This is a genomic window from Denitratisoma oestradiolicum (assembly GCF_902813185.1).
Taxonomy (GTDB): Bacteria; Pseudomonadota; Gammaproteobacteria; order Burkholderiales; family Rhodocyclaceae; genus Denitratisoma; species Denitratisoma oestradiolicum.
The window spans coordinates 2,730,007-2,749,304 of record NZ_LR778301.1 but is presented as its reverse complement, the minus strand read 5'-3'; the positions used below and the strand labels follow the sequence as shown (position 1 = coordinate 2,749,304).

At 61.6% G+C, this 19,298-nt stretch carries 16 protein-coding genes and 2 tRNA genes; 11 read left to right on the top strand and 7 right to left on the bottom strand.

Translation table 11 applies throughout. The annotated features are described in order from the left end of the window. The first annotated feature begins 10 nt into the window (after positions 1–10). From DENOEST_RS12445 to glmS, 7 genes are all read left to right on the top strand, one after another. Positions 11–532, top strand: a complete 522-nt coding sequence (locus tag DENOEST_RS12445; RefSeq protein WP_145771148.1) for a shikimate kinase — start codon at positions 11–13, stop codon at positions 530–532. After that, the gene (gene aroB / locus DENOEST_RS12440; protein ID WP_145771147.1) at positions 519–1,613 is read left to right on the top strand and encodes a 3-dehydroquinate synthase; all 1,095 of its coding nucleotides are present in this window, start codon (positions 519–521) and stop codon (positions 1,611–1,613) included. The genes DENOEST_RS12445 and aroB overlap by 14 nt, the downstream gene beginning before the upstream one ends. Next, complete coding sequence (locus DENOEST_RS12435; protein ID WP_145771204.1) at positions 1,606–2,727, top strand: deoxyguanosinetriphosphate triphosphohydrolase; 1,122 nt, start codon at positions 1,606–1,608, stop codon at positions 2,725–2,727. Before aroB ends, DENOEST_RS12435 begins: the two co-directional genes overlap by 8 nt. Before the next feature lie 157 nt (positions 2,728–2,884). Continuing rightward, on the top strand, positions 2,885–7,531 hold the full coding sequence (locus DENOEST_RS12430) for a glutamate synthase-related protein (RefSeq protein ID WP_145771146.1): 4,647 nt from the start codon (positions 2,885–2,887) through the stop codon (positions 7,529–7,531). 97 nt (positions 7,532–7,628) lie between these two features. Further along, positions 7,629–9,092 (top strand): glutamate synthase subunit beta, encoded by a 1,464-nt coding sequence (locus DENOEST_RS12425; RefSeq protein ID WP_145771145.1) that lies wholly within the window; start codon positions 7,629–7,631, stop codon positions 9,090–9,092. A 79-nt stretch (positions 9,093–9,171) separates the two neighbouring features. Then, positions 9,172–10,554: a bifunctional UDP-N-acetylglucosamine diphosphorylase/glucosamine-1-phosphate N-acetyltransferase GlmU gene (gene glmU / locus DENOEST_RS12420; protein WP_232096503.1), complete on the top strand. Its 1,383-nt coding sequence runs from the start codon at positions 9,172–9,174 to the stop codon at positions 10,552–10,554. A gap of 2 nt (positions 10,555–10,556) precedes the next feature. After that, positions 10,557–12,374, top strand: coding sequence for a glutamine--fructose-6-phosphate transaminase (isomerizing) (gene glmS / locus DENOEST_RS12415; protein WP_145771144.1), 1,818 nt, complete (start codon positions 10,557–10,559; stop codon positions 12,372–12,374). Between the two features lie 56 nt (positions 12,375–12,430). Here the strand turns inward: glmS and DENOEST_RS12410 are convergent. Together DENOEST_RS12410 and ispB are read right to left on the bottom strand one after the other, a co-directional pair. After that, positions 12,431–12,507, bottom strand: a tRNA-Pro gene (locus DENOEST_RS12410). 33 nt (positions 12,508–12,540) lie between these two features. Continuing rightward, entirely contained in the window at positions 12,541–13,470 is a 930-nt protein-coding gene (ispB, locus tag DENOEST_RS12405) for an octaprenyl diphosphate synthase (protein ID WP_232096502.1), read from the bottom strand. 314 nt (positions 13,471–13,784) lie between these two features. Here ispB and DENOEST_RS12400 point away from each other — a divergent pair, with 314 nt between their 5' ends. Beyond that, the gene (locus DENOEST_RS12400) at positions 13,785–14,075 is read left to right on the top strand and encodes an HU family DNA-binding protein (RefSeq protein WP_145771142.1); all 291 of its coding nucleotides are present in this window, start codon (positions 13,785–13,787) and stop codon (positions 14,073–14,075) included. 198 nt (positions 14,076–14,273) lie between these two features. After that, positions 14,274–14,349 (top strand) — tRNA-Phe (locus DENOEST_RS12395). A gap of 59 nt (positions 14,350–14,408) precedes the next feature. Here DENOEST_RS12395 and DENOEST_RS12390 read toward each other — a convergent pair. The 3 genes from DENOEST_RS12390 to murJ all read right to left on the bottom strand — a co-directional run bounded on the left by DENOEST_RS12390 (position 14,409) and on the right by murJ (position 17,239). Beyond that, the gene (locus DENOEST_RS12390) at positions 14,409–14,660 is read right to left on the bottom strand and encodes a hypothetical protein (protein ID WP_232096501.1); all 252 of its coding nucleotides are present in this window, start codon (positions 14,658–14,660) and stop codon (positions 14,409–14,411) included. An 8-nt stretch (positions 14,661–14,668) separates the two neighbouring features. Next, the gene (gene cysK / locus DENOEST_RS12385; RefSeq protein ID WP_145771141.1) at positions 14,669–15,604 is read right to left on the bottom strand and encodes a cysteine synthase A; all 936 of its coding nucleotides are present in this window, start codon (positions 15,602–15,604) and stop codon (positions 14,669–14,671) included. Positions 15,605–15,703: 99 nt separating this feature from the next. Continuing rightward, positions 15,704–17,239 (bottom strand): murein biosynthesis integral membrane protein MurJ, encoded by a 1,536-nt coding sequence (gene murJ / locus DENOEST_RS12380; RefSeq protein ID WP_183148249.1) that lies wholly within the window; start codon positions 17,237–17,239, stop codon positions 15,704–15,706. A gap of 96 nt (positions 17,240–17,335) precedes the next feature. On the opposite strand from murJ, the gene rpsT reads away from it, so the two are divergent. Then, positions 17,336–17,596, top strand: coding sequence for a 30S ribosomal protein S20 (rpsT, locus tag DENOEST_RS12375; RefSeq protein ID WP_145771139.1), 261 nt, complete (start codon positions 17,336–17,338; stop codon positions 17,594–17,596). A gap of 110 nt (positions 17,597–17,706) precedes the next feature. Here rpsT and DENOEST_RS12370 read toward each other — a convergent pair whose 3' ends face one another. Then, the gene (locus DENOEST_RS12370; protein WP_145771138.1) at positions 17,707–18,003 is read right to left on the bottom strand and encodes a DUF3579 domain-containing protein; all 297 of its coding nucleotides are present in this window, start codon (positions 18,001–18,003) and stop codon (positions 17,707–17,709) included. A gap of 261 nt (positions 18,004–18,264) precedes the next feature. Here DENOEST_RS12370 and DENOEST_RS12365 point away from each other — a divergent pair, with 261 nt between their 5' ends. Further along, complete coding sequence (locus DENOEST_RS12365) at positions 18,265–18,498, top strand: hypothetical protein (RefSeq protein ID WP_145771137.1); 234 nt, start codon at positions 18,265–18,267, stop codon at positions 18,496–18,498. Positions 18,499–18,501: 3 nt separating this feature from the next. Here the strand turns inward: DENOEST_RS12365 and DENOEST_RS12360 are convergent, their stop codons facing one another. Next, a complete protein-coding gene (locus DENOEST_RS12360; protein WP_145771136.1) occupies positions 18,502–19,278 on the bottom strand; it encodes a ParA family protein in 777 nt (258 codons plus the stop codon). Between the last annotated feature and the right edge of the window lie 20 nt (positions 19,279–19,298).

The following is a 19,298-nucleotide window of genomic DNA, read 5'->3' as shown; positions in this document are numbered from 1 at the left end:
TCCGTTTTCCATGGGGAAGCCCGTATTCCTGGTCGGCCTCATGGGGGCCGGCAAATCGACGGTCGGAAGAATCCTGGCCCGCAAGCTGCGGGCCAGATTCGTTGATGCCGACCATGAAATAGAGGCCCGCACCGGGGTCACGATTCCCACTATTTTCGAGATCGAGGGGGAGGCGAACTTTCGCCGCCGGGAGTCGGAGGTCATCGATGCCCTGAGTCAGGAGCCGGATCTGGTCCTGGCCACGGGGGGGGGCGCGATTCTGGCTTCGGAGAATCGTTTGCATTTGCGGGAGCGTGGTGTCGTGGTTTATCTTTGCGCCACGCCCGAGACCCTTTACGAGCGGACCCGGCACGACCGTAGCCGTCCCCTGCTGCAGGTGGAAGACCGTCTGGCAAAATTACGGGAGTTGTATGAGCAGCGGGACCCCCTGTACCGGGAAACCGCTCACCTGATAGTGGAGGTGGGTGCCACCCAGGCCATCCAGGTGGTGCGTCGCATTCAACAGGCATTGGAAATCCATGCGAAAACTTGAGCTTGCCCTGGGTGAGCGCTCCTACTCCATCCTGATCGGTCCCCGGTTGCTGGCTGACGGGGACGCCATTTCCTCATGCCTGGACAGCCGTCGGGCGGTGATTGTCAGCAACGAGACCGTCGCTCCGCTCTATCTGGAACGGCTTGCCGCGCCCTTGCGGGAACGGGGGGTGTCACTGGTCAGCATCATCCTGCCCGATGGCGAACTTCACAAGAATGCCGAGACCCTGGGACGGATCTACGACACCCTGATGGCGGAGCGCTGCGACCGGACCACTACCCTGATCGCCCTGGGGGGCGGGGTCATCGGTGATCTGGCCGGCTATGCCGCAGCCACCTATCAGCGGGGCATTCCCTTCATTCAGGTCCCCACCACACTGCTTTCCCAGGTGGATTCTTCCGTCGGTGGCAAGACCGGAATCAACCATCCCCGAGGCAAGAACATGATCGGCGCTTTCTGGCAGCCGAGGTTGGTGCTGGCCGATACCGATACCCTGGCCACACTGCCGCCGCGGGAGCTATCCGCCGGCCTGGCGGAGGTCATCAAGTACGGCATCATCCGTGACGAGCCTTTCTTCCGCTGGCTGGAGGATCACATGGATAACCTGGTGGCCCGGGAGGCGGAGGCCCTGTCCTACGCCATCGAACGCTCCTGCGCCAACAAGGCGGAGGTGGTGGCGGGGGACGAGCGGGAAACCGCCAGGGATGGTGGTCGGGCCTTGCTCAATCTTGGTCATACCTTTGGCCATGCCATTGAGGCCGGACTGGGTTATGGTCAATGGCTTCACGGCGAGGCGGTGGCTGCCGGCACTGTCATGGCGGCTGAACTTTCGCGCCGTCTGGGCTGGCTGTCCGCAACCGACCTGGAACGGATTCGGCAGTTGCTGGCGCGGGCTGGACTGCCCATATCAGGTCCAGCCCTGGGTGCTGCCCGCTATCTGGATCTGATGGGCCACGACAAGAAGGTCCTGGCGGGGCGGCTGCGTCTGGTGCTGCCCAAGGGGATCGGTACTGCGGTGACCTGGGGCGAGGTGCCCGAGGCGGAAATCCGGGCCGCCATCGATGCCTGCTGCCATGGGTGAACTGGCCGCCTACGCGGTCAGCGACGCAGTTTCGCGGGGTCGAGTCCATGGGGAATCGCCTCCCAAGTTTCGCAGCGAATTCCAGCGGGACCGGGACCGCATCGTGCATTCCACGGCCTTTCGTCGCCTGGAATACAAGACCCAGGTATTCGTCAATCACGAGGGCGACCTGTTCCGCACCCGGCTGACTCATTCCATCGAGGTGGCCCAGATCGCACGCACCATTGCCCGTGCCCTGGGTCTGAACGATGACCTGGCCGAGGCGGTCTCCCTGTCTCACGATCTGGGCCACACGCCTTTCGGACATGCCGGTCAGGATGCACTGAATGCATGCATGGCCCCCCACGGCGGTTTCGAACACAACCTCCAGTCCCTGCGCATCGTGGACCGCCTGGAGGAGCGCTACGGTGGCTTCGATGGCCTGAATCTGATGTTCGAGACCCGTGAGGGCATACTCAAACACTGCTCACCGGCCCATGCCCGGCAATTGGGTGACTTGGGCGCGCGCTTCATGGAGGATCGACGGCCCTCGATCGAGGCCCAGATCTGCAATCTGGCCGACGAAATTGCCTACAACAACCATGATTTGGACGACGGATTGCGCTCGGGCCTGATCTCTCTGACCCAACTGGACGATATGGCGCTCTTTTCCCGCTATCAGAAGGAAGCGCGACTGGAATTCCCTGATCTTGCCGGCCGGCGTTTGATCCATGAAACCATACGCCGCATGATCGGTGCCCAGGTGACCGACCTGATGGCGGAAACCCGCCGCCGCATCGCGGAAGTCGGTGTCCTGACCCTGGATGATGTGCATCGGGCGCCGGTTCTTGTGGGATTTTCCCCGGCCGTAGCCGAGGAAAATCGCCAACTCAAGGCCTTCCTGAGGGACGCCCTGTACCGCCATTATCAGGTGCTGCGCATGACCAACAAGGCTCGCCGTATCATCGCCGACCTGTTCGATGCCTTCATTGGCGATCTTCGACTGCTCCCCCCCCAGTACCAGCGGATGGCTGCCGAGGATGGCCCCCGGGCCATCGCCGACTATATCGCCGGCATGACCGATCGTTACGCGATCAAGGAGCATCGACGCCTTTTTGCTGTCGGCGAAATATGACTCCATTCTGTTGCGCTGCAACGGCTTGAGTTCGAGGGCGAACGGGGGTATATTCCACCGCCCAGAATTTTCTTTGCCAAAGGCCGGGGAGACGCTTTCGCCCTGGCTTTTTTTGACGGCTGCGCCCGCAGCAGCGTTTATTTCAAGGACAGACGAGATGGATCTGCCAAGCCGACAGGGGCTATACGACCCTGCCCATGAGCACGACGCCTGTGGCGTTGGCTTTGTCGCCCACATCAAGAACAAGAAAAGCCACGCCATTGTTGAACAGGGCCTGGCTATTTTGAAAAATCTGGAGCATCGCGGGGCGACGGGCTTCGATCCGAAACTTGGCGACGGCGCGGGCATTCTGATCCAGTTGCCGGACGCCTTCTTGCGCGAGGAAACCAAAAAGGCCGGCTTCGCCCTGCCTGTTGCCGGTGCCTATGCTGTCGGCAACATTTTCCTGCCTCAGTCGGCCAACGGCCGTGCCGCCTGCGAATCCGCCGTGGCCCGCATTGTTTGCGAGGAAGGCCAGACCTTCCTGGGCTGGCGCGACGTTCCTCGGGACAACAGCGGCCTGGCCGATTCCGCCCGGGATATCGAGCCGGTCATCCGCCAGGCGTTTATCGGCCGTGGCGAGTCCTGCGCCGACCAGAATGCCTTCGAGCGCAAGCTGTTCGTGATCCGCAAGCGCATCGAGCATGAAGTGCGTCGCCTGCACATCGACGACCGCAAGATGTTTTACATCGGCTCCCTTTCTTCCCGCACTATCGTCTATAAGGGCATGCTGCTTTCCTGGCAGGTGGGCGAGTACTTCCGCGATCTTCAGGATCCGCGCATGGTGTCGGCCCTGGCCCTGGTGCACCAGCGCTTTTCCACCAACACCTTCCCCACCTGGGATCTGGCCCATCCTTTCCGCATGATCGCCCACAACGGCGAAATCAATACCCTGCGCGGCAACGTCAACTGGATGGCGGCCCGGCAGAAGGCCATGGATTCCAGCCTCTTGGGCGAGGATCTGGACAAGCTGTGGCCCCTGATCGTCGAAGGCCAGTCGGACTCCGCCTGCTTCGACAATGCCCTGGAACTCCTGGTGATGGGCGGCTATTCCCTGGCCCACGCCATGATGATGCTGATTCCCGAGGCCTGGGCCGGCAACCCCCTGATGGACGAGGAGCGCCGCGCCTTCTATGAATTCCACGCCCCGGTGATGGAGCCCTGGGACGGCCCGGCCGCCGTGGCCTTCACCGACGGCCGCCAGATCGGCGCCACCCTGGATCGAAACGGCCTGCGGCCGGCGCGCTACCTGATCACCGAGGATGACATCGTGATGATGGCCTCGGAGATGGGCGTGCTCACCTTCCCCGAGAAGAAGATTGTCAAGAAATGGCGTCTCCAGCCCGGCAAGATGTTCATGATCGACCTGGAGCAGGGCCGCATCATCGATGATGCCGAACTGAAGAAGGCCATCGCCACCCAGGAGCCCTACGGCAAGTGGACCGAAGAGTCACGCATCTTCCTCGCCGATCTGCCCGCCGGCAAACTCAAGTCGGAAATGCGTGAGTCCCTGCTCGATACCCAGCAGGCCTTTGGCTACACCCAGGAAGACATCAAGTTCGTGCTTGAACCCATGACGGCCCAGGGCGAGGAAGCCACCGGTTCCATGGGTAACGATGCGGCCCTGCCCGTGCTGTCATCCAGGAACAAGTCCCTCTACGTCTATTTCAAGCAGCTCTTCGCCCAGGTGACGAACCCGCCGATCGATCCGATCCGCGAGGAGATCGTCATGTCCCTGACCAGCTTCGTCGGCCCCAAGCCCAACCTGATGGGCATCGCCAATGTGGACGAGCCCCTGACGCCGCGCCTGGAGCTGCACCAGCCGGTGCTGCTGGAGGACGATATCGCCCGTCTGCGCAACATCGACAAGCTGACCAAGGGCAGGTTCAAGTCCCTGGTGCTGGACATGACCTATCCCGCCGGGGAGGGGGCCGAAGGCTGCGAGGCAGCCATTGCCCGCCTCTGTGCTGCCGCCGAGCGCTCCGTGGCCGATGGCTACAACGTGCTGATCCTGTCCGACCGTGCCATCTCCCGTGACGCCGTGGCCATTCCGGCCCTGCTTGCCACCTCGGGCGTGCACCATCACCTGACCCGGAAGGGGCTGCGCACCAGCACCGGCCTGGTGGTGGATACCGGTTCCGTGCGCGAGGTCCATCATATCGCGCTCCTGGCCGGTTATGGCGCCGAGGCTGTGTCCCCCTGGCTGGCCCTGGAGACCATCAAGAGTTTCGCCGGCAAGGACTACAAGGATGCCCACAAGCGCTACGTCAAGGCCGTGGGCAAGGGACTGAACAAGGTGATGTCCAAGATGGGCATTTCCACCTACCAGTCCTACTGCGGCGCCCAGATCTTCGAGGCCATTGGTCTCAATGCCGCTTTCGTTGCCAAGTACTTCACCGGTACCGCGACCCAGGTGGAAGGCATCGGCCTGCGGGAAGTCGCCGAGGAGGCCGTGCGTGTGCACCGGTCCGCCTTCTCCGATGACCCCGTGCTTGAAAACATGCTGGATGCCGGTGGCGAGTACGCTCTGCGCGTGCGCGGCGAGGAGCACATGTGGACGACGGATTCCATCGCCAAGCTTCAGCACGCCACCCGTTCCGGCAAGTACGAGACCTACAAGGAATACGCCAGGATCATCAACGACCAGAGCAAGCGCCACATGACCCTGCGCGGCCTGTTCGAGATCAAGGCCGCTGGTCCCGCCGTACCCCTGGAGGAAGTCGAGTCCGCCAAGGAAATCGTCAAGCGTTTCGCCACTGGCGCCATGTCCCTGGGGTCCATCTCCACGGAGGCCCATAGCACCCTGGCCATCGCCATGAACCGTATCGGCGGCAAGTCCAACACCGGCGAGGGCGGCGAGGACCCGATGCGCTTCAAGCCCGTCAAGGGCGGCCAGACCGTGGCCGATCTGATCGGCAAGGGACGGATCGAACGGGATCTCGAACTGAAGGATGGTGATTCCCTGCGTTCCGCCATCAAGCAGGTGGCCTCCGGTCGCTTTGGCGTCACGGCTGAATACCTGGCCAATGCGGACCAGATCCAGATCAAGATGGCCCAGGGCGCCAAGCCCGGCGAAGGCGGCCAACTGCCCGGCCATAAGGTGTCGGAGTACATCGGCTTCCTGCGCCATTCCGTGCCCGGCGTCGGCCTGATCTCGCCACCGCCTCATCACGACATCTATTCCATCGAGGATCTGGCGCAACTGATCCATGATCTGAAGAACGCCAATTCCCAGGCCAGCATTTCCGTCAAGCTGGTCTCGGAAGTGGGTGTGGGTACCGTGGCGGCCGGCGTTGCCAAGGCCAAGGCCGACCATGTGGTGATCGCCGGCCATGACGGCGGCACCGGCGCTTCTCCCATTTCCTCCATCAAGCATGCCGGCACCCCCTGGGAGCTGGGACTGGCCGAGACCCAGCAGACTCTGGTGTTGAACCGTCTGCGGGGCCGCATCCGGGTCCAGGCCGATGGTCAGATGAAGACCGGCCGCGATGTGCTGATCGGCGCCCTGCTCGGCGCCGACGAATTCGGTTTCGCCACGGCTCCTCTGGTGGTGGAAGGCTGCATCATGATGCGCAAGTGCCACCTCAACACTTGCCCGGTGGGTGTGGCCACTCAGGATCCCGAGCTGCGCAAGCGTTTCACCGGCCAGCCTGAGCACGTAGTGAACTACTTCTTCTTTGTTGCCGAGGAGTTGCGCGAACTGATGGCCCAGATCGGCATCCGTAAGTTCGATGACCTGATCGGCCGCGCCGACTTGCTCGACACCCGCCAGGGCATCGAGCACTGGAAGGCCCAGGGGCTTAACTTCTCCAAGATATTCCACATGCCTCCGATGCCCGCCGGTGTTGCCCGCTGCCATCGGGAGACCCAGGATCACGGCCTCGACAAGGCCCTGGACCACAAGCTGGTTCAGGAGGCCGCCCGTGCGCTGGAGAACGGCAAGCCCGTGGTGATCAACACGCCGATCAGCAACGTGAATCGTACCTGTGGCACCCTGTTGTCCCATGAGGTGGCCCGTCGTTATGGCAGCACAGGGCTGCCCAATGACACCATCCATGTCCGACTGACCGGCACCGCCGGCCAGAGTTTCGGCGCCTTCCTGGCTCGTGGCATCACCATGGATCTGGTTGGCGAAGGTAACGATTATGTGGGCAAGGGCCTGTCCGGTGGCCGCATCATCGTCAGGCCGCCCAAGGATTTCCGCGGCGTGCCCACCGACAACATCATCGTCGGCAATACGGTGCTCTATGGTGCCACCGAGGGTGAGGCCTACTTCCGCGGTGTCGCCGGCGAACGCTTCGCCGTACGCAATTCCGGTGCCACCACCGTGGTGGAAGGCACTGGCGATCACGGTTGCGAGTACATGACCGGCGGCACCGTGGTGGTGCTGGGCCAGACCGGCCGCAACTTTGCCGCTGGCATGAGCGGGGGTGTCGCCTACGTGCTGGACGAGGATGGCAATTTCGAAAAGCGTTGCAATCTGGCCATGGTGGCTCTGGAGCCCGTGCCCGAGGAGATCGCAGCTTCCGAAACCGGAGAGCTGGAAGGCCACGGCCGGGTGGACGTGCGCCATCTGGGCCGCGCCGACGAGGACTTGCTGAAGTCCCTGATCGCCAAGCATGCCGAATACACCGACAGCGAGCGGGCCCGGGACATTCTGGCTCATTGGCCCCAGTACCGCTCCCGCTTCGTCAAAGTCATGCCCCACGAGTATCGCCGTGCCCTGAAGGAGATGGCGGAACAGCAACAGAAGGAGGCCGCATGATGTGCATCGTCTTCACCCTCACCCCTAGCCCCTCTCCCATCCAGGGCGAGGGGAACGTCGAGCAGGCTGCGCCTGTCTTTGTGCTGGAGGCCGCATAATGGGCAAGCCCACTGGATTTCTCGAATTTCAGCGCCAGTCCGAGTCCTACGAGCCGGTGGCGGCACGGGTCAAGAACTACCGGGAGTTCGTGCTGCGCCTTTCCGATGAGAAGGCCAAGACCCAGGGTGCTCGTTGCATGGATTGCGGCATTCCCTTCTGCAACAATGGCTGCCCGGTCAATAACATCATTCCGGACTGGAACGACCTGGTCTATCGGGGCAAGTGGCAGGAGGCCATCGAGGTACTCCATTCCACCAACAACTTCCCCGAGTTCACCAGCCGTATCTGCCCGGCACCCTGCGAGGCTGCCTGCACCCTGAACATTCCCCAGACTCCGGTGGGCATCAAGTCCATCGAGCGGGCGATTATCGACAAGGCCGGCGAGAATGGCTGGGTGCTGCCCCAGCCCGCCGCCCGCAAGACCGGCAAGAAGGTCGCCGTCGTCGGCTCCGGTCCTGCCGGGCTGGCGGCCGCCCAGCAACTGGCCCGGGCGGGCCATGATGTCACCGTGTTCGAGAAGAATGATCGCATCGGCGGCCTGCTGCGCTACGGCATCCCCGACTTCAAGCTGGACAAGCGCCTGATCGACTGGCGCATGGCTCAGATGGCAGTAGAAGGCGTCAAATTTGTCACTGGTACCCTGGTGACCAAGGCCGATATGCCCAAGGGGGTCTGCAACGATGGCAAGAAGATCGTTACCGCCGAGCAGTTGCAGAAACAGTTCGATGCGGTGGTGCTCTCTGGAGGCGCCGAGCACCCGCGGGACCTGCCCATTCCTGGCCGTAACCTGGCCGGCGTGCATTTCGCTCTGGAGTTCCTGATTCCCCAGAACAAGGAAGTTCATGGCGGCAGGAAGAACCCCATCAGTGCCGCCGGCAAGCATGTGCTGGTGATCGGTGGTGGCGATACGGGCTCCGATTGCGTAGGCACCTCCAATCGCCATGGCGCCGCCAGCGTGACCCAGATCGAATTGCTGCCCCGTCCGCCGGAGCAGGAAAATGGCGAGCTGACCTGGCCCTACTGGCCTCTCAAGCTGCGCACTTCCTCCTCTCATGAAGAGGGCTGTGAGCGGGACTGGTCCATCGGCACCAAGGAGTTCATCGGCGAGAAGGGCCAGCTCAAGGCGGTGAAGGCCGTACGCCTGGAGTGGAAGGACGGCAAGATGAGCGAGATTCCTGGCTCCGAGTTCGAGATCAAGGCTGATCTGGTGTTCCTGGCCATGGGTTTCGTCAGTCCTGTAGGCGGTGTGCTGGACGCCTTCGGCGTTACCAAGGACGGCCGGGGCAATGCTCAGGCGGCGACGGAGGGCGACCGTGCCTACAGCACCAATGTGGCCAAGGTGTTCGCCGCTGGCGATATGCGGCGTGGTCAGTCCCTGGTGGTCTGGGCGATCCGCGAGGGGCGTCAGTGCGCCCGTACCGTGGATGAATTCCTGATGGGGTCCTCCACGCTGCCCCGTTGATTCCGGATTAATCGCAAAATCGCGAAAGGCGCGGTCGGGCTAGAATCCCGCTGCGCCTTTCGCATTTCTGGCTCAGACCATGTCATTCATTGCCAACCCCATCAATGTTGTCGTGCTTGCCGCGGGTCAGGGCAAGCGCATGCGCTCCGACCTGCCCAAGGTGCTGCATCCCATCGCCGGGCGACCCATGCTGGCCCATGTGCTCGATACCGCCCGCAGTCTGGGAGCGGCGCCCATCAGCGTGGTCTATGGCCATGGCGGCGATGCCGTGCCCCGGGCACTGGCGGCGGCCGATCTGAGCTGGGCGCTGCAGGAGCCCCAGCACGGCACCGGCCATGCGGTGCTTCAGGCGTTGCCGCAACTGAATTCCCAGCGGCCCACCCTGGTGCTCTATGGCGATGTGCCTCTGATCCGTGCCGAGACCCTGGCACGGCTGATTGCCGCCGCCGCAATGGATGCCCTGGCCCTGCTTACTGTGGAACTGGACGATCCCCAAGGTTATGGTCGTATCGTGCGGGTCAATGGCCAGGTGACGCGTATCGTCGAGGAAAAGGATGCCGACGATGCGGAGCGGGCCATCCGGGAAGTGAATACCGGAATCCTGGTGGCTCCCACCACTGCTCTGCAACGCTGGTTGCCGGGTCTGGGCAACCGCAACGCCCAGGGCGAGTACTACCTGACCGACATCGTGGCCCTCGCCGTCGCGGAGGGCATGGCGGTGCATACCGCCCGGCCCGACGCGGCCTGGGAGGTGCAGGGCGTGAATAGCAAGTCCCAACTGGCGCAACTGGAACGGGTCCATCAGTGCAATCTCGCCGGTCGGCTGCTGGAGGAGGGCGTCACCCTGGCCGATCCCAGTCGCATCGACGTGCGCGGTGAGCTGATCTGCGGGCGGGACGTGAGCATCGACGTGGGCTGCGTCTTCGAAGGCCGGGTCGAGCTGGGAGATGGCGTGGTGATCGGTCCCCATTGCGTATTGAAGAACGTCACCGTGGGTGCCGGTAGCCGCATCCAGGCCTTCTGTCATCTGGAGGACGCAAGGGTCGGGCCGGCCAATGCCATCGGCCCCTACGCCCGTCTGCGGCCTGGCGCCGAACTGGGACAGGACGTGCATATCGGCAATTTCGTCGAGGTGAAGAACAGCACCATCGCCGATCATTCCAAGGCCAACCATCTGGCCTATGTGGGCGATGCCACCGTGGGCCAGCGAGTAAACATTGGCGCCGGCACCATCACCTGCAATTACGACGGCGCCAACAAGTTCCGTACCGTCATCGAGGACGACGCCTTCATCGGCTCCGACACGCAACTGGTGGCCCCCGTCACCGTGGGGCGGGGCGCCACCCTGGGGGCCGGCACCACCCTGACCAAGGATGCCCCGCCGGATACCCTGACCGTGTCCCGGGCGAAGCAGATTTCCATCACCGGCTGGAAGCGGCCAGTGAAACAACGCAAGGACTGAACATGTGCGGCATCGTTGCGGCCGTCGCCGCGGGTAATGTGGTTCCCATCCTGATCGAGGGGCTGCGCAAGCTCGAATACCGGGGCTACGACTCTGCCGGCTTGGCGGTGCTCAATCCTGATCTGCAGCGTCTGCGCAGTGTCGGCCGGGTGGCCGAGCTGGCCCTCCAGGCAGAGGGCGTCGAGGCCTGCCAGGGCATCGCCCATACCCGCTGGGCCACCCATGGCGTGCCTTCGGAGCGCAATGCCCACCCTCACGTCTCCGGCGGCCTGGCCCTGGTGCATAACGGCATCATCGAGAATTTTGCCGAGATCAAGAGTGAGTTGTCGGGCCTGGGCTATGTCTTCAGTTCCGACACCGACACCGAGGCCATCGCCCACCTGATCGAGCACACCCTGAAGCGCGAGCCGGATCTGCTCCAGGCGGTGCGCCTTGCCAGCACCCGGCTGATCGGCGCCTATGCCATCGCGGTGTTGAAGGAGGGGGATGAACGGGTGGTGGTGGCGCGCCATGGCGCACCCTTGCTGCTGGGCATCGGCAGTGCCGGGAATTACGCCGCCTCCGATGCTTCGGCCCTGCTTCAGGTCACCCGCTCCATGGTCTACCTGGAAGATGGCGATGTGGCCGAGATTCGCCGTGATGGATGGCGGGTACTGGGATGGAATGGTGCCCCCGTGGATCGGGCCGTAGTGGAAAGCCAGCTCTCGGTGGATGCCGTTGAACTGGGCCAGTACCGTCATTACATGCAGAAGGAAATTTTCGAGCAGCCTCAGGCCCTAGCCAACACCCTGGAGATGATCGGCACGGCCCAGCGCCTGTCGCCCCATCTGTTCGGCAGCGCAGCGCCGGAACTGCTGGACGGTGTGACCCGGGTGCTGATCCTGGCCTGCGGCACCAGTTACCACGCCGGTCTGGTAGCCCGTTACTGGATCGAGTCCCTGGCCGAATTGCCCTGCACCGTCGAGGTGGCCAGCGAGTATCGCTATCGCGAATCGGTGCCCGATCCGGACACCCTGGTGGTGGCCATCTCCCAGTCCGGTGAGACGGCCGATACTCTGGCAGCCCTCAAGCATGCCCGCCACCTGGGCATGAACCGGACCCTGGCCATCTGCAATGTGGCGGAGTCGGCCCTGATCCGCGAGGCGGCGCTGAAGTTCCTGACCCGGGCCGGTCCCGAGATCGGGGTGGCCTCCACCAAGGCCTTCACCACCCAACTGGCGGCCCTGGCGCTCCTGGCCCTGACCCTGGCCAGCCAGCAGGACTGGATCACGGGCGAGGAGGAGGCGCGGCATCTGGCGGCCCTGCGCCATCTGCCGGTGGCGGTGCAGAAAGTACTGGAGCTGGAACCCGGCATCGCCGTATGGGCCCGCCGTTTCGCCGACAAGCAGCATGCCCTGTTCCTGGGGCGGGGTCATCATTACCCGATCGCCCTGGAAGGTGCGCTCAAGCTCAAGGAGATTTCCTATATCCACGCCGAGGCCTACCCGGCCGGCGAACTCAAGCACGGTCCTCTGGCCCTGGTGGACAAGGAGATGCCGGTGGTTGCCGTGGCCCCCAACGACGCCTTGCTGGAAAAGCTGAAATCGAACCTTCAGGAAGTGAAGAGTCGCGGTGGCGAACTGTACGTCTTCGCCGATCAGGACTCCGCCGTGAGCGAGGAGCCGGGCCTGCACATCATGCGCCTGCCCGAGCATTACGGCCTGCTCTCACCCGTATTGCATGTAATACCGCTGCAGTTGCTGGCCTACCATGCGGCCCTGGTCAAGGGGACGGACGTGGACAAGCCGCGCAATCTGGCCAAGAGCGTGACGGTGGAATAGGGAAAGGGAGAACAAAAAAGCCCGATCATCAAGACCGGGCTTTTTGCATGTTCGCTTGGTCGGGGTGAGAGGATTCGAACCTCCGACTCCTGCGTCCCGAACGCAGTACTCTACCAGGCTGAGCTACACCCCGACGGGATACGGAAGAAACCGATCCGTCCCTTCATCAGTGGCGTCGATCCACCGCGAAGGCCGCGAATTGTAGCAGAGAATCCCGGTAAATCGACGGCGGCAGGGAAGAGAGTGCATCCCTTGCCGATTGGGCCTCGATCTCGGCGTAGCGGCGGGTCTCCTCAAGGGCGCCAGTGCTGCGGATTGCCGTCAGGACGGCGGGCAATTCTTCTCGGTCGCCCTGTTCGATGGCGCGCCTGACCGCCGCGCTATGCTCGGCTGTGCCGTGATGCATGGCGTGAAGCAGCGGCAGCGTGGGCTTGCCTTCGGCCAGATCGTCGCCCAGATGCTTGCCTGTCTCGTTTTCGTCACCTGAGTAGTCCAGCACGTCGTCGATGAGCTGAAATGCCGTGCCCAGATGCATGCCGTAACGAGCCAGGCCATCTTCCAATTCCGCCGAGGCTCCACCCAGAATGCCACCCAGGCGTGCGGCCGCCTCGAAGAGCTTGGCGGTCTTGTAGCGGATGACCTGCAGATAGTTCTCGGTCGCGATGTCGGCGTTGTTGCAGTTCATCAATTGCAACACTTCGCCTTCGGCAATGACGTTGGTGGCATCCGCAAGGACTTCCATGATGCGCATGCTGCCCACGCCGACCATCATCTGGAACGCCCGTGAATAGAGGAAGTCCCCTACCAGTACGCTGGCGGCGTTGCCAAACAGGGTATTGGCGGTTTGCCTGCCGCGACGCAGGCTGGATTCGTCGACGACGTCGTCATGGAGCAAAGTGGCGGTATGGATGAACTCGACGACGGCAGCGAGCTCATGATGATGGCTACCCTGATATCCAGTGGCCTGGGCAGCCAGTATCACCAGGGCGGGGCGCATGCGCTTGCCCCCGGCGGAGATGATGTATTCCGCTACCTGGCGTACCAGGACTACGTCGGAGTGGAGCCGGTCACGAATGACCGCGTCGACCGCCTTCATGTCAGGGGCGATCAGGGTGTTTAAGGAATCAAGCTGCACGGAGAGGCAATCGGAAAAAGAAGAGATGTTAGGGGGGGCTGGAAATTTCGTCAATAAATCATAGGTATGTCTATCCGCATCGAACTAGGATAGAGGCATTCCCCTGATGGTGCCGGCCTGGATTGATAAGGAATATATCGACATTGTCCTCATGGTCGTGTCTGATGCCGACAAAAGCAGCAAAAATTCGCTCAAGGCGCTTGCCACAAGGTCTACAGACGTGGTTAAAATCCGCGTCAGGCCATGTGGCCTTCACCAACTGGAAAGGAAGTGAGATGAACAAAGCGGAGTTGATCGAAATTGCCGCCAAGGAGGCAGACATCAGTAAGGCTGCCGCTGGCAAGGCGCTGGACGCCGTTATTGCCGCAGTGGTCAAGGCTGTTTCAAAGGGTGACACAGTGACTCTGGTTGGATTCGGGACATTCAAGTCCGCCAAGCGTGCTGCCCGTACTGGTAAGAATCCGCAGACTGGCGCGACGATCAAGATTCCGGCCACCACCGTGCCCAAGTTTACCGCTGGCGCTGGGTTCAAGACGGCTGTGGCAGGCAAGAAGGCCAAAAAGTAATTTGCGCTTTTCTCTTCCGCCATCAAGCCCGTCGAGTGACGGGCTTTTTTTCGTCCTGCGGCGGAATCATCCCCTGGTAACCTGCCTTGCCGAGGCTGAGGCAGCAGCCCTGACTGGATGGCTCCGGTGGGGCTCCCGATTTCGATTGAATTTCTGCTGACAAATTTCAGAAGGTCCCGCTATAATGCGCGCCTCCTTGGCCAGGTAGCTCAGTTGGTAGAGCAGCGGATTGAAAATCCGCGTGTCGACGGTTCGATTCCGCCCCTGGCCACCAGTACCATGAAAAAAGGCCCGGCAACTGCCGGGCCTTTTTTCATGGTGAATCGTGCCCTCTCAGGTTTCGTCTTCCGTTGAAACCTGTTCCGGGAATGCGCTGCGCAAATCCTCAAGCAGAGCGCTGAAGGCGGCCTTGATCTGTGCTTCGCTGCATCCCATCAGAACGGCATCGTCCAGGGCATCCTGGGCCACTTGCCTTAGCTCTTCGAGGTTTTGATTAAGAACCTTGATTTTCTCGGTGCATGATATGGGAGCCCCGTCCGGTTTGCGCCAGACGGTTTTTCCATGCATTTCCACATCCTGATTCATATTCGACTTCAGACTGCCAAGTGTTCGAAGAGCTTGGTGGAGAGGTAGCGCTCGCCGTAGGAGGGGATGATCACCACGATCAGCTTGCCGGCATTCTCCGGACGTCGGGCTACCTGCAGGGCTGCCCACACCGCAGCTCCGGAGGAGATGCCCACCAGCAGGCCTTCCTGGGTCGCCATGGTGCGGGCGGTGTCCAGGGCTTCATCATTGGTCACGCGGACAACTTCGTCATAGATAGCCGTGTTGAGGACTGCCGGAACAAAGCCGGCGCCGATGCCCTGGATCAGGTGAGGCCCCTTCTGACCGCCAGACAGCACGGGACTGGCATCGGGTTCCACTGCCACCATCCTGACACCGGGCTTGCGTTCCTTGAGGACCTCGCCCACGCCAGTGATGGTGCCACCGGTACCGATGCCGGAGACGACGATATCGACCTTGCCATCGGTATCGCGCCAGATTTCCTCAGCGGTGGTCTTGCGGTGGATTTCGGGGTTGGCTGGGTTCTCGAACTGTTGCGGCATGAAGTAGTTGGCGTTGGCCGCCACCAGTTCCCTGGCCTTGGCGATGGCGCCCCCCATGCCATCCGCAGCGGGAGTCAGGATCAGGTCGGCACCATAGGCCTTGAGCAGCAGACGTCGTTCGCGGCTCATGCTTTCCGGCATGGTCAGTACCAGCTTGTAGCCTCGGGCGGCGGCTACCATGGCCAGGCCGATGCCGGTGTTACCGCTGGTGGGTTCCACCAGCACTGTGGTCGCGGGGTTGATGGCGCCTGTTGCTTCTGCGGCATCGAGCATGGAAAGGGCGATCCGGTCTTTTACGCTGTGACCGGGATTGAAGTACTCCAGCTTGGCCACGATGGTGGCGGAAAGTCCCTGGGTGACACGATTGAGTCTGACCAGTGGTGTGTTGCCGATCAGCTCGATAACATTGTTGGCGATTTTCATGGGCGGACTCCCGATGGTTGATGGGGGTGGCAAACAATAACAATTATCCCCGATTCAGGGTAGCCGGCGGCGTCCGGTTGCGAGGGTTTTGGCGGAAGGTCAGTGAGCCCGCCGGGCGAAGTGACTCAGGCGGAAGCCCAACAGGAACAGCATGCCCAGATAGGCAGTGGCCCCTCCGACGACCAGGGCGGACAGATGCAGGATCTTGGCAGACCAGGAGCGGTTCAGCCATGTGGCTTCTACGCCCATGCCCCAGTACAGGGCGATGCCCAGTACCATCAGGGCCAGGGTCAGCTTCGAAAGGAAGGCTAGCCAACCCGGTGCGGGCTGGTAGCTGCCCTGCCGCCTCAGGCCTTGATAGAGCAGGAAGGCATTGCAGCAGGAGGCCAGGCCGATGGAAAGAGCGAGGCCGGCATGTTTGAGCCAGCCGATGAAGGCCAGGTTCATCAATTGGGTCAGCGCCAGGGTCACGAGTGCGATCTTCACCGGAGTTCTGATGTCCTGGCGGGCATAAAAACCCGGTGCCAGTACCTTGACCAGGATCAGGCCGGTGAGGCCTACGCTGTAGGCCACCAGGGCCTGCCGGGTTTGCAGTACGTCTGTGGCGGTGAAGGCGCCATGTTGAAACAGGGTGGAGAGCAGCGGTACTGCCAGCAGGGCCAGGGCCAGGGCGGCGGGTAGGGTCAGCAGCAGGGTCAGTCGCAACCCCCAGTCCAGCAGGGCGGAAAACTCCTGGGCCTGCCCCTGGGCGTGGGTTTTGGAGAGACTGGGCAACAGGATGGTGCCCAGGGCGGCGCCGAGGAGTCCTGCCGGGAACTCCATCAGTCGATCCGCGTAATACAGCCAGGAGACGCTCCCGCTTTGCAGGAAGGAAGCGAATATGGTGTTGATCAGCAGGGATAACTGAGAAACAGAGACTCCCAGTACCGCAGGGGCCATTAGTTTGAGGATGCGGCGCACACCCGGATCCGATAGCAGCAGGGAAAAACGTGGCAGCATACCGATGCGGCGCAAAGCCGGCAGTTGGATGGCCAATTGAGCCATGCCGCCAAGAAATACGGCCCATCCTAGAGCCATGACCGGAGGGTCGAAATAGGGTGCGAGCCAGAGCGCGCCGGCAATCATGGACAGATTGAGCATGACCGGGGTAAAGGCCGGCAGGGCAAAGCGGCTCCAGGTGTTGAGGATGCCGGCGGCCAGTGCCACCAGGGACATACACAGGATGTAGGGGAACGTGATCCGGGTCAGGGTGACCGTAAGTCCGAACTTTTCTGCGTTGGCGGAGAATCCCGGCGCTGAGAGATAAATGATGGCTGGCGCAGCAAGCATACCCAGCAGGGTCACCACCAGCACGGTCAGAAACAGGGCGGTGGCAACGTGGTCCACCAGCCGTTTGGTTTCTGCCTCGCCCTGGCGGTTCCGGTATTCGGCCAGGATGGGAACGAAGGCCTGGGAAAAGGCGCCTTCGGCAAAAAGCCGCCGCAGCAGGTTGGGCAGCCGGAAAGCGACGAAGAAGGCGTCGGTGGCGAGACCGGCGCCGAAGGTCCTGGCGATGATGAAGTCGCGTACGAAACCGAGAACGCGCGACAGGAGGGTCATACCGCTGACGGTGGCGAGGGTCTTGAGGAGATTCATGGGACCGCATGTTAGGGTAGATTTCCCTATTGCAAAGAATGGCTGAAGTCCATATAATCGCGCCCTTTTCCAGACACGGAATACGGATCAACCCCCATGGCAAATTCCGCACAAGCGCGCAAGCGCGCCCGCCAGGCTGTCAAACAGCGCTCCCATAACATGAGCCTGCGCTCGACCCTGCGTACCGCCATCAAGAAGGTGCGCAAGGCAATTGGCGCTGGCGACAAGTCAGTTGCCCAGAATGTCTTCAAGGAGTCACAAAGCGTTATCGACTCCATCGCCGACAAGAAGGTCGTTCACAAGAATTCCGTGGCTCGTTACAAGAGCCGCCTTTCCGCCGCGATCAAGGCTCTGTAAGAGCCTTGGACTGGACAGCTTCGGCTGTCCGAGGATGAAAGCATATATGCGCGACGCCCGGGTTGTCCCGGGCGTCGCGTTTTGTATTTCAGGATCGGGATGCTTCCCAATCAGCGGGGCGGTACCCAGGGAGCAATGACCTTCAGGTTGTTATCCTGGGCGAAGCGCTCCAGGAAGTGGTAGGCCTTGGTTTCGATATCGTGGATGCGGATATCCACGAATACGCACTTCTCCCCCTCATGGTTGCCTGGCTGGACATAGGGCGAATAAGCCATGCGACGTTCGGCGCCAAATACAGACATGGTTCCGCACAGTCGCTCGGCCCAGTCACTGGGCCGGAAGCGGCGACCCTCATGGGTCACTCCGACAATGATGAAGCTTTCGTGACGGGATTGGGTCGTCGTCATAGGGGGAGGCTGCTTACTGCGCTGTTTGGGTTGCCCGCGGATGCCAGTGAACAATAACGCGACTTACTGACGTGTTCCTTGCTGCGATGTATCCGACGGGTTCTGTCTTCAATTTGATCGCTGGGATTGCCGCTTTCAAAAATAGGTGTCACCGGCGGGCTATGGTGATATTTTATCCAGAAAAAATAGGCGACTAGGTTGTTTTCTCAGAAAGATGCACATATACTCGTCGCATCTATATGATGCCAAAGGGGTTTATGAATGCATTCCCCGTTGATTACCAAGTACGCTTTCCGTATCCGCACCCGTATTGGATTGGTGGTGGACAACCTCATGATTCATGGTCGCGACGAGGCTGAGGCGCAGGTAAAGCTACGTCAGATCTATCGCGATTGTGAGATCCTGAACTGCGTCTGTCATCCTGGGGTCATGCGGACCTCTACCGTCACGCCTTCAGCCAGTTACGAGCAGGTCGTCAATTTGCTTACTCGCTGAGCCTCAATCGGCCAGGAATCCCGAAGTCAGAAGTTCTTCGAGCAGGGCCGCATAATCCTGGGCGCCCCGGCTGTTGGGGGCGTGGCGAAAAATATCCAGGTTCAGCGAGGGAGCCTCTGCGACGGTGACGTTTTCGGAAATTACTGTTTCACACAGTTCGTTGCCGAATCGTTCCCGCAGCCGATCCTGAATCTCATAGCTCATCTTGCGACGGCGGTCGAAGCGGGTCAGCAGATAACGCCGCTCAATGCGCCGTTTCAATACAGGCTCCAGTGCTTTCAGGGTGCGCTCGATCTGGAATGCGCCCCGTAAAGACAGAAAGTCCGATGAGATGGGGACCAGCATCCGGTCGGCGGCAAAAACCGCGTTGAGGGAAAGTACCCCGAGGAAGGGGCAGCAGTCGACGATTACATTGAGAGCCGGAAATTTCCCCAAGTGGTCGGATAGTCCCAGTTTGAGTCGGTTCAGGATGTTGGGGCCCTTCCCAAACAGGGAATCCACCTTGATCAACTCTCCATGAGCGGGGATCAGGTAGCCAATGGCGGGCCACTCCACCGCCAGTGTCGCCAGGGACACGCTGTGCTGATACAGGGCGAAAATGCTGCGTTCTACGTTGAACGGAGTATTGCTGTGGATTGCTGAAAGGTGGGCCTGGGGGTCCAGGTCCACCAGCAGGACATCTTGTTGCTGTCGGGCCATGGCAGCGCCAAGATTGAGGGCGGTGGTGGTTTTGCCTACCCCTCCTTTTTGGTTGAAAACCGCAATGCAACTGGCTTTCATTTTGGCTGTGTCAGCGCGGG

Excerpts from the sequence above, each read along its gene's own strand:
- DENOEST_RS12445 (WP_145771148.1), top strand. The coding sequence starts at position 11 with ATGGGGAAGCCCGTATTCCTGGTCGGCCTCATGGGGGCCGGCAAATCG.
- aroB (WP_145771147.1), top strand. The coding sequence starts at position 519 with ATGCGAAAACTTGAGCTTGCCCTGGGTGAGCGCTCCTACTCCATCCTG.
- DENOEST_RS12435 (WP_145771204.1), top strand. The coding sequence starts at position 1,606 with ATGGGTGAACTGGCCGCCTACGCGGTCAGCGACGCAGTTTCGCGGGGT.
- DENOEST_RS12430 (WP_145771146.1), top strand. The coding sequence starts at position 2,885 with ATGGATCTGCCAAGCCGACAGGGGCTATACGACCCTGCCCATGAGCAC.
- DENOEST_RS12425 (WP_145771145.1), top strand. The coding sequence starts at position 7,629 with ATGGGCAAGCCCACTGGATTTCTCGAATTTCAGCGCCAGTCCGAGTCC.
- glmU (WP_232096503.1), top strand. The coding sequence starts at position 9,172 with ATGTCATTCATTGCCAACCCCATCAATGTTGTCGTGCTTGCCGCGGGT.
- glmS (WP_145771144.1), top strand. The coding sequence starts at position 10,557 with ATGTGCGGCATCGTTGCGGCCGTCGCCGCGGGTAATGTGGTTCCCATC.
- ispB (WP_232096502.1), bottom strand. The coding sequence starts at position 13,470 with ATGAAGGCGGTCGACGCGGTCATTCGTGACCGGCTCCACTCCGACGTA.
- DENOEST_RS12400 (WP_145771142.1), top strand. The coding sequence starts at position 13,785 with ATGAACAAAGCGGAGTTGATCGAAATTGCCGCCAAGGAGGCAGACATC.
- DENOEST_RS12390 (WP_232096501.1), bottom strand. The coding sequence starts at position 14,660 with ATGAATCAGGATGTGGAAATGCATGGAAAAACCGTCTGGCGCAAACCG.
- cysK (WP_145771141.1), bottom strand. The coding sequence starts at position 15,604 with ATGAAAATCGCCAACAATGTTATCGAGCTGATCGGCAACACACCACTG.
- murJ (WP_183148249.1), bottom strand. The coding sequence starts at position 17,239 with ATGAATCTCCTCAAGACCCTCGCCACCGTCAGCGGTATGACCCTCCTG.
- rpsT (WP_145771139.1), top strand. The coding sequence starts at position 17,336 with ATGGCAAATTCCGCACAAGCGCGCAAGCGCGCCCGCCAGGCTGTCAAA.
- DENOEST_RS12370 (WP_145771138.1), bottom strand. The coding sequence starts at position 18,003 with ATGACGACGACCCAATCCCGTCACGAAAGCTTCATCATTGTCGGAGTG.
- DENOEST_RS12365 (WP_145771137.1), top strand. The coding sequence starts at position 18,265 with ATGCATTCCCCGTTGATTACCAAGTACGCTTTCCGTATCCGCACCCGT.
- DENOEST_RS12360 (WP_145771136.1), bottom strand. The coding sequence starts at position 19,278 with ATGAAAGCCAGTTGCATTGCGGTTTTCAACCAAAAAGGAGGGGTAGGC.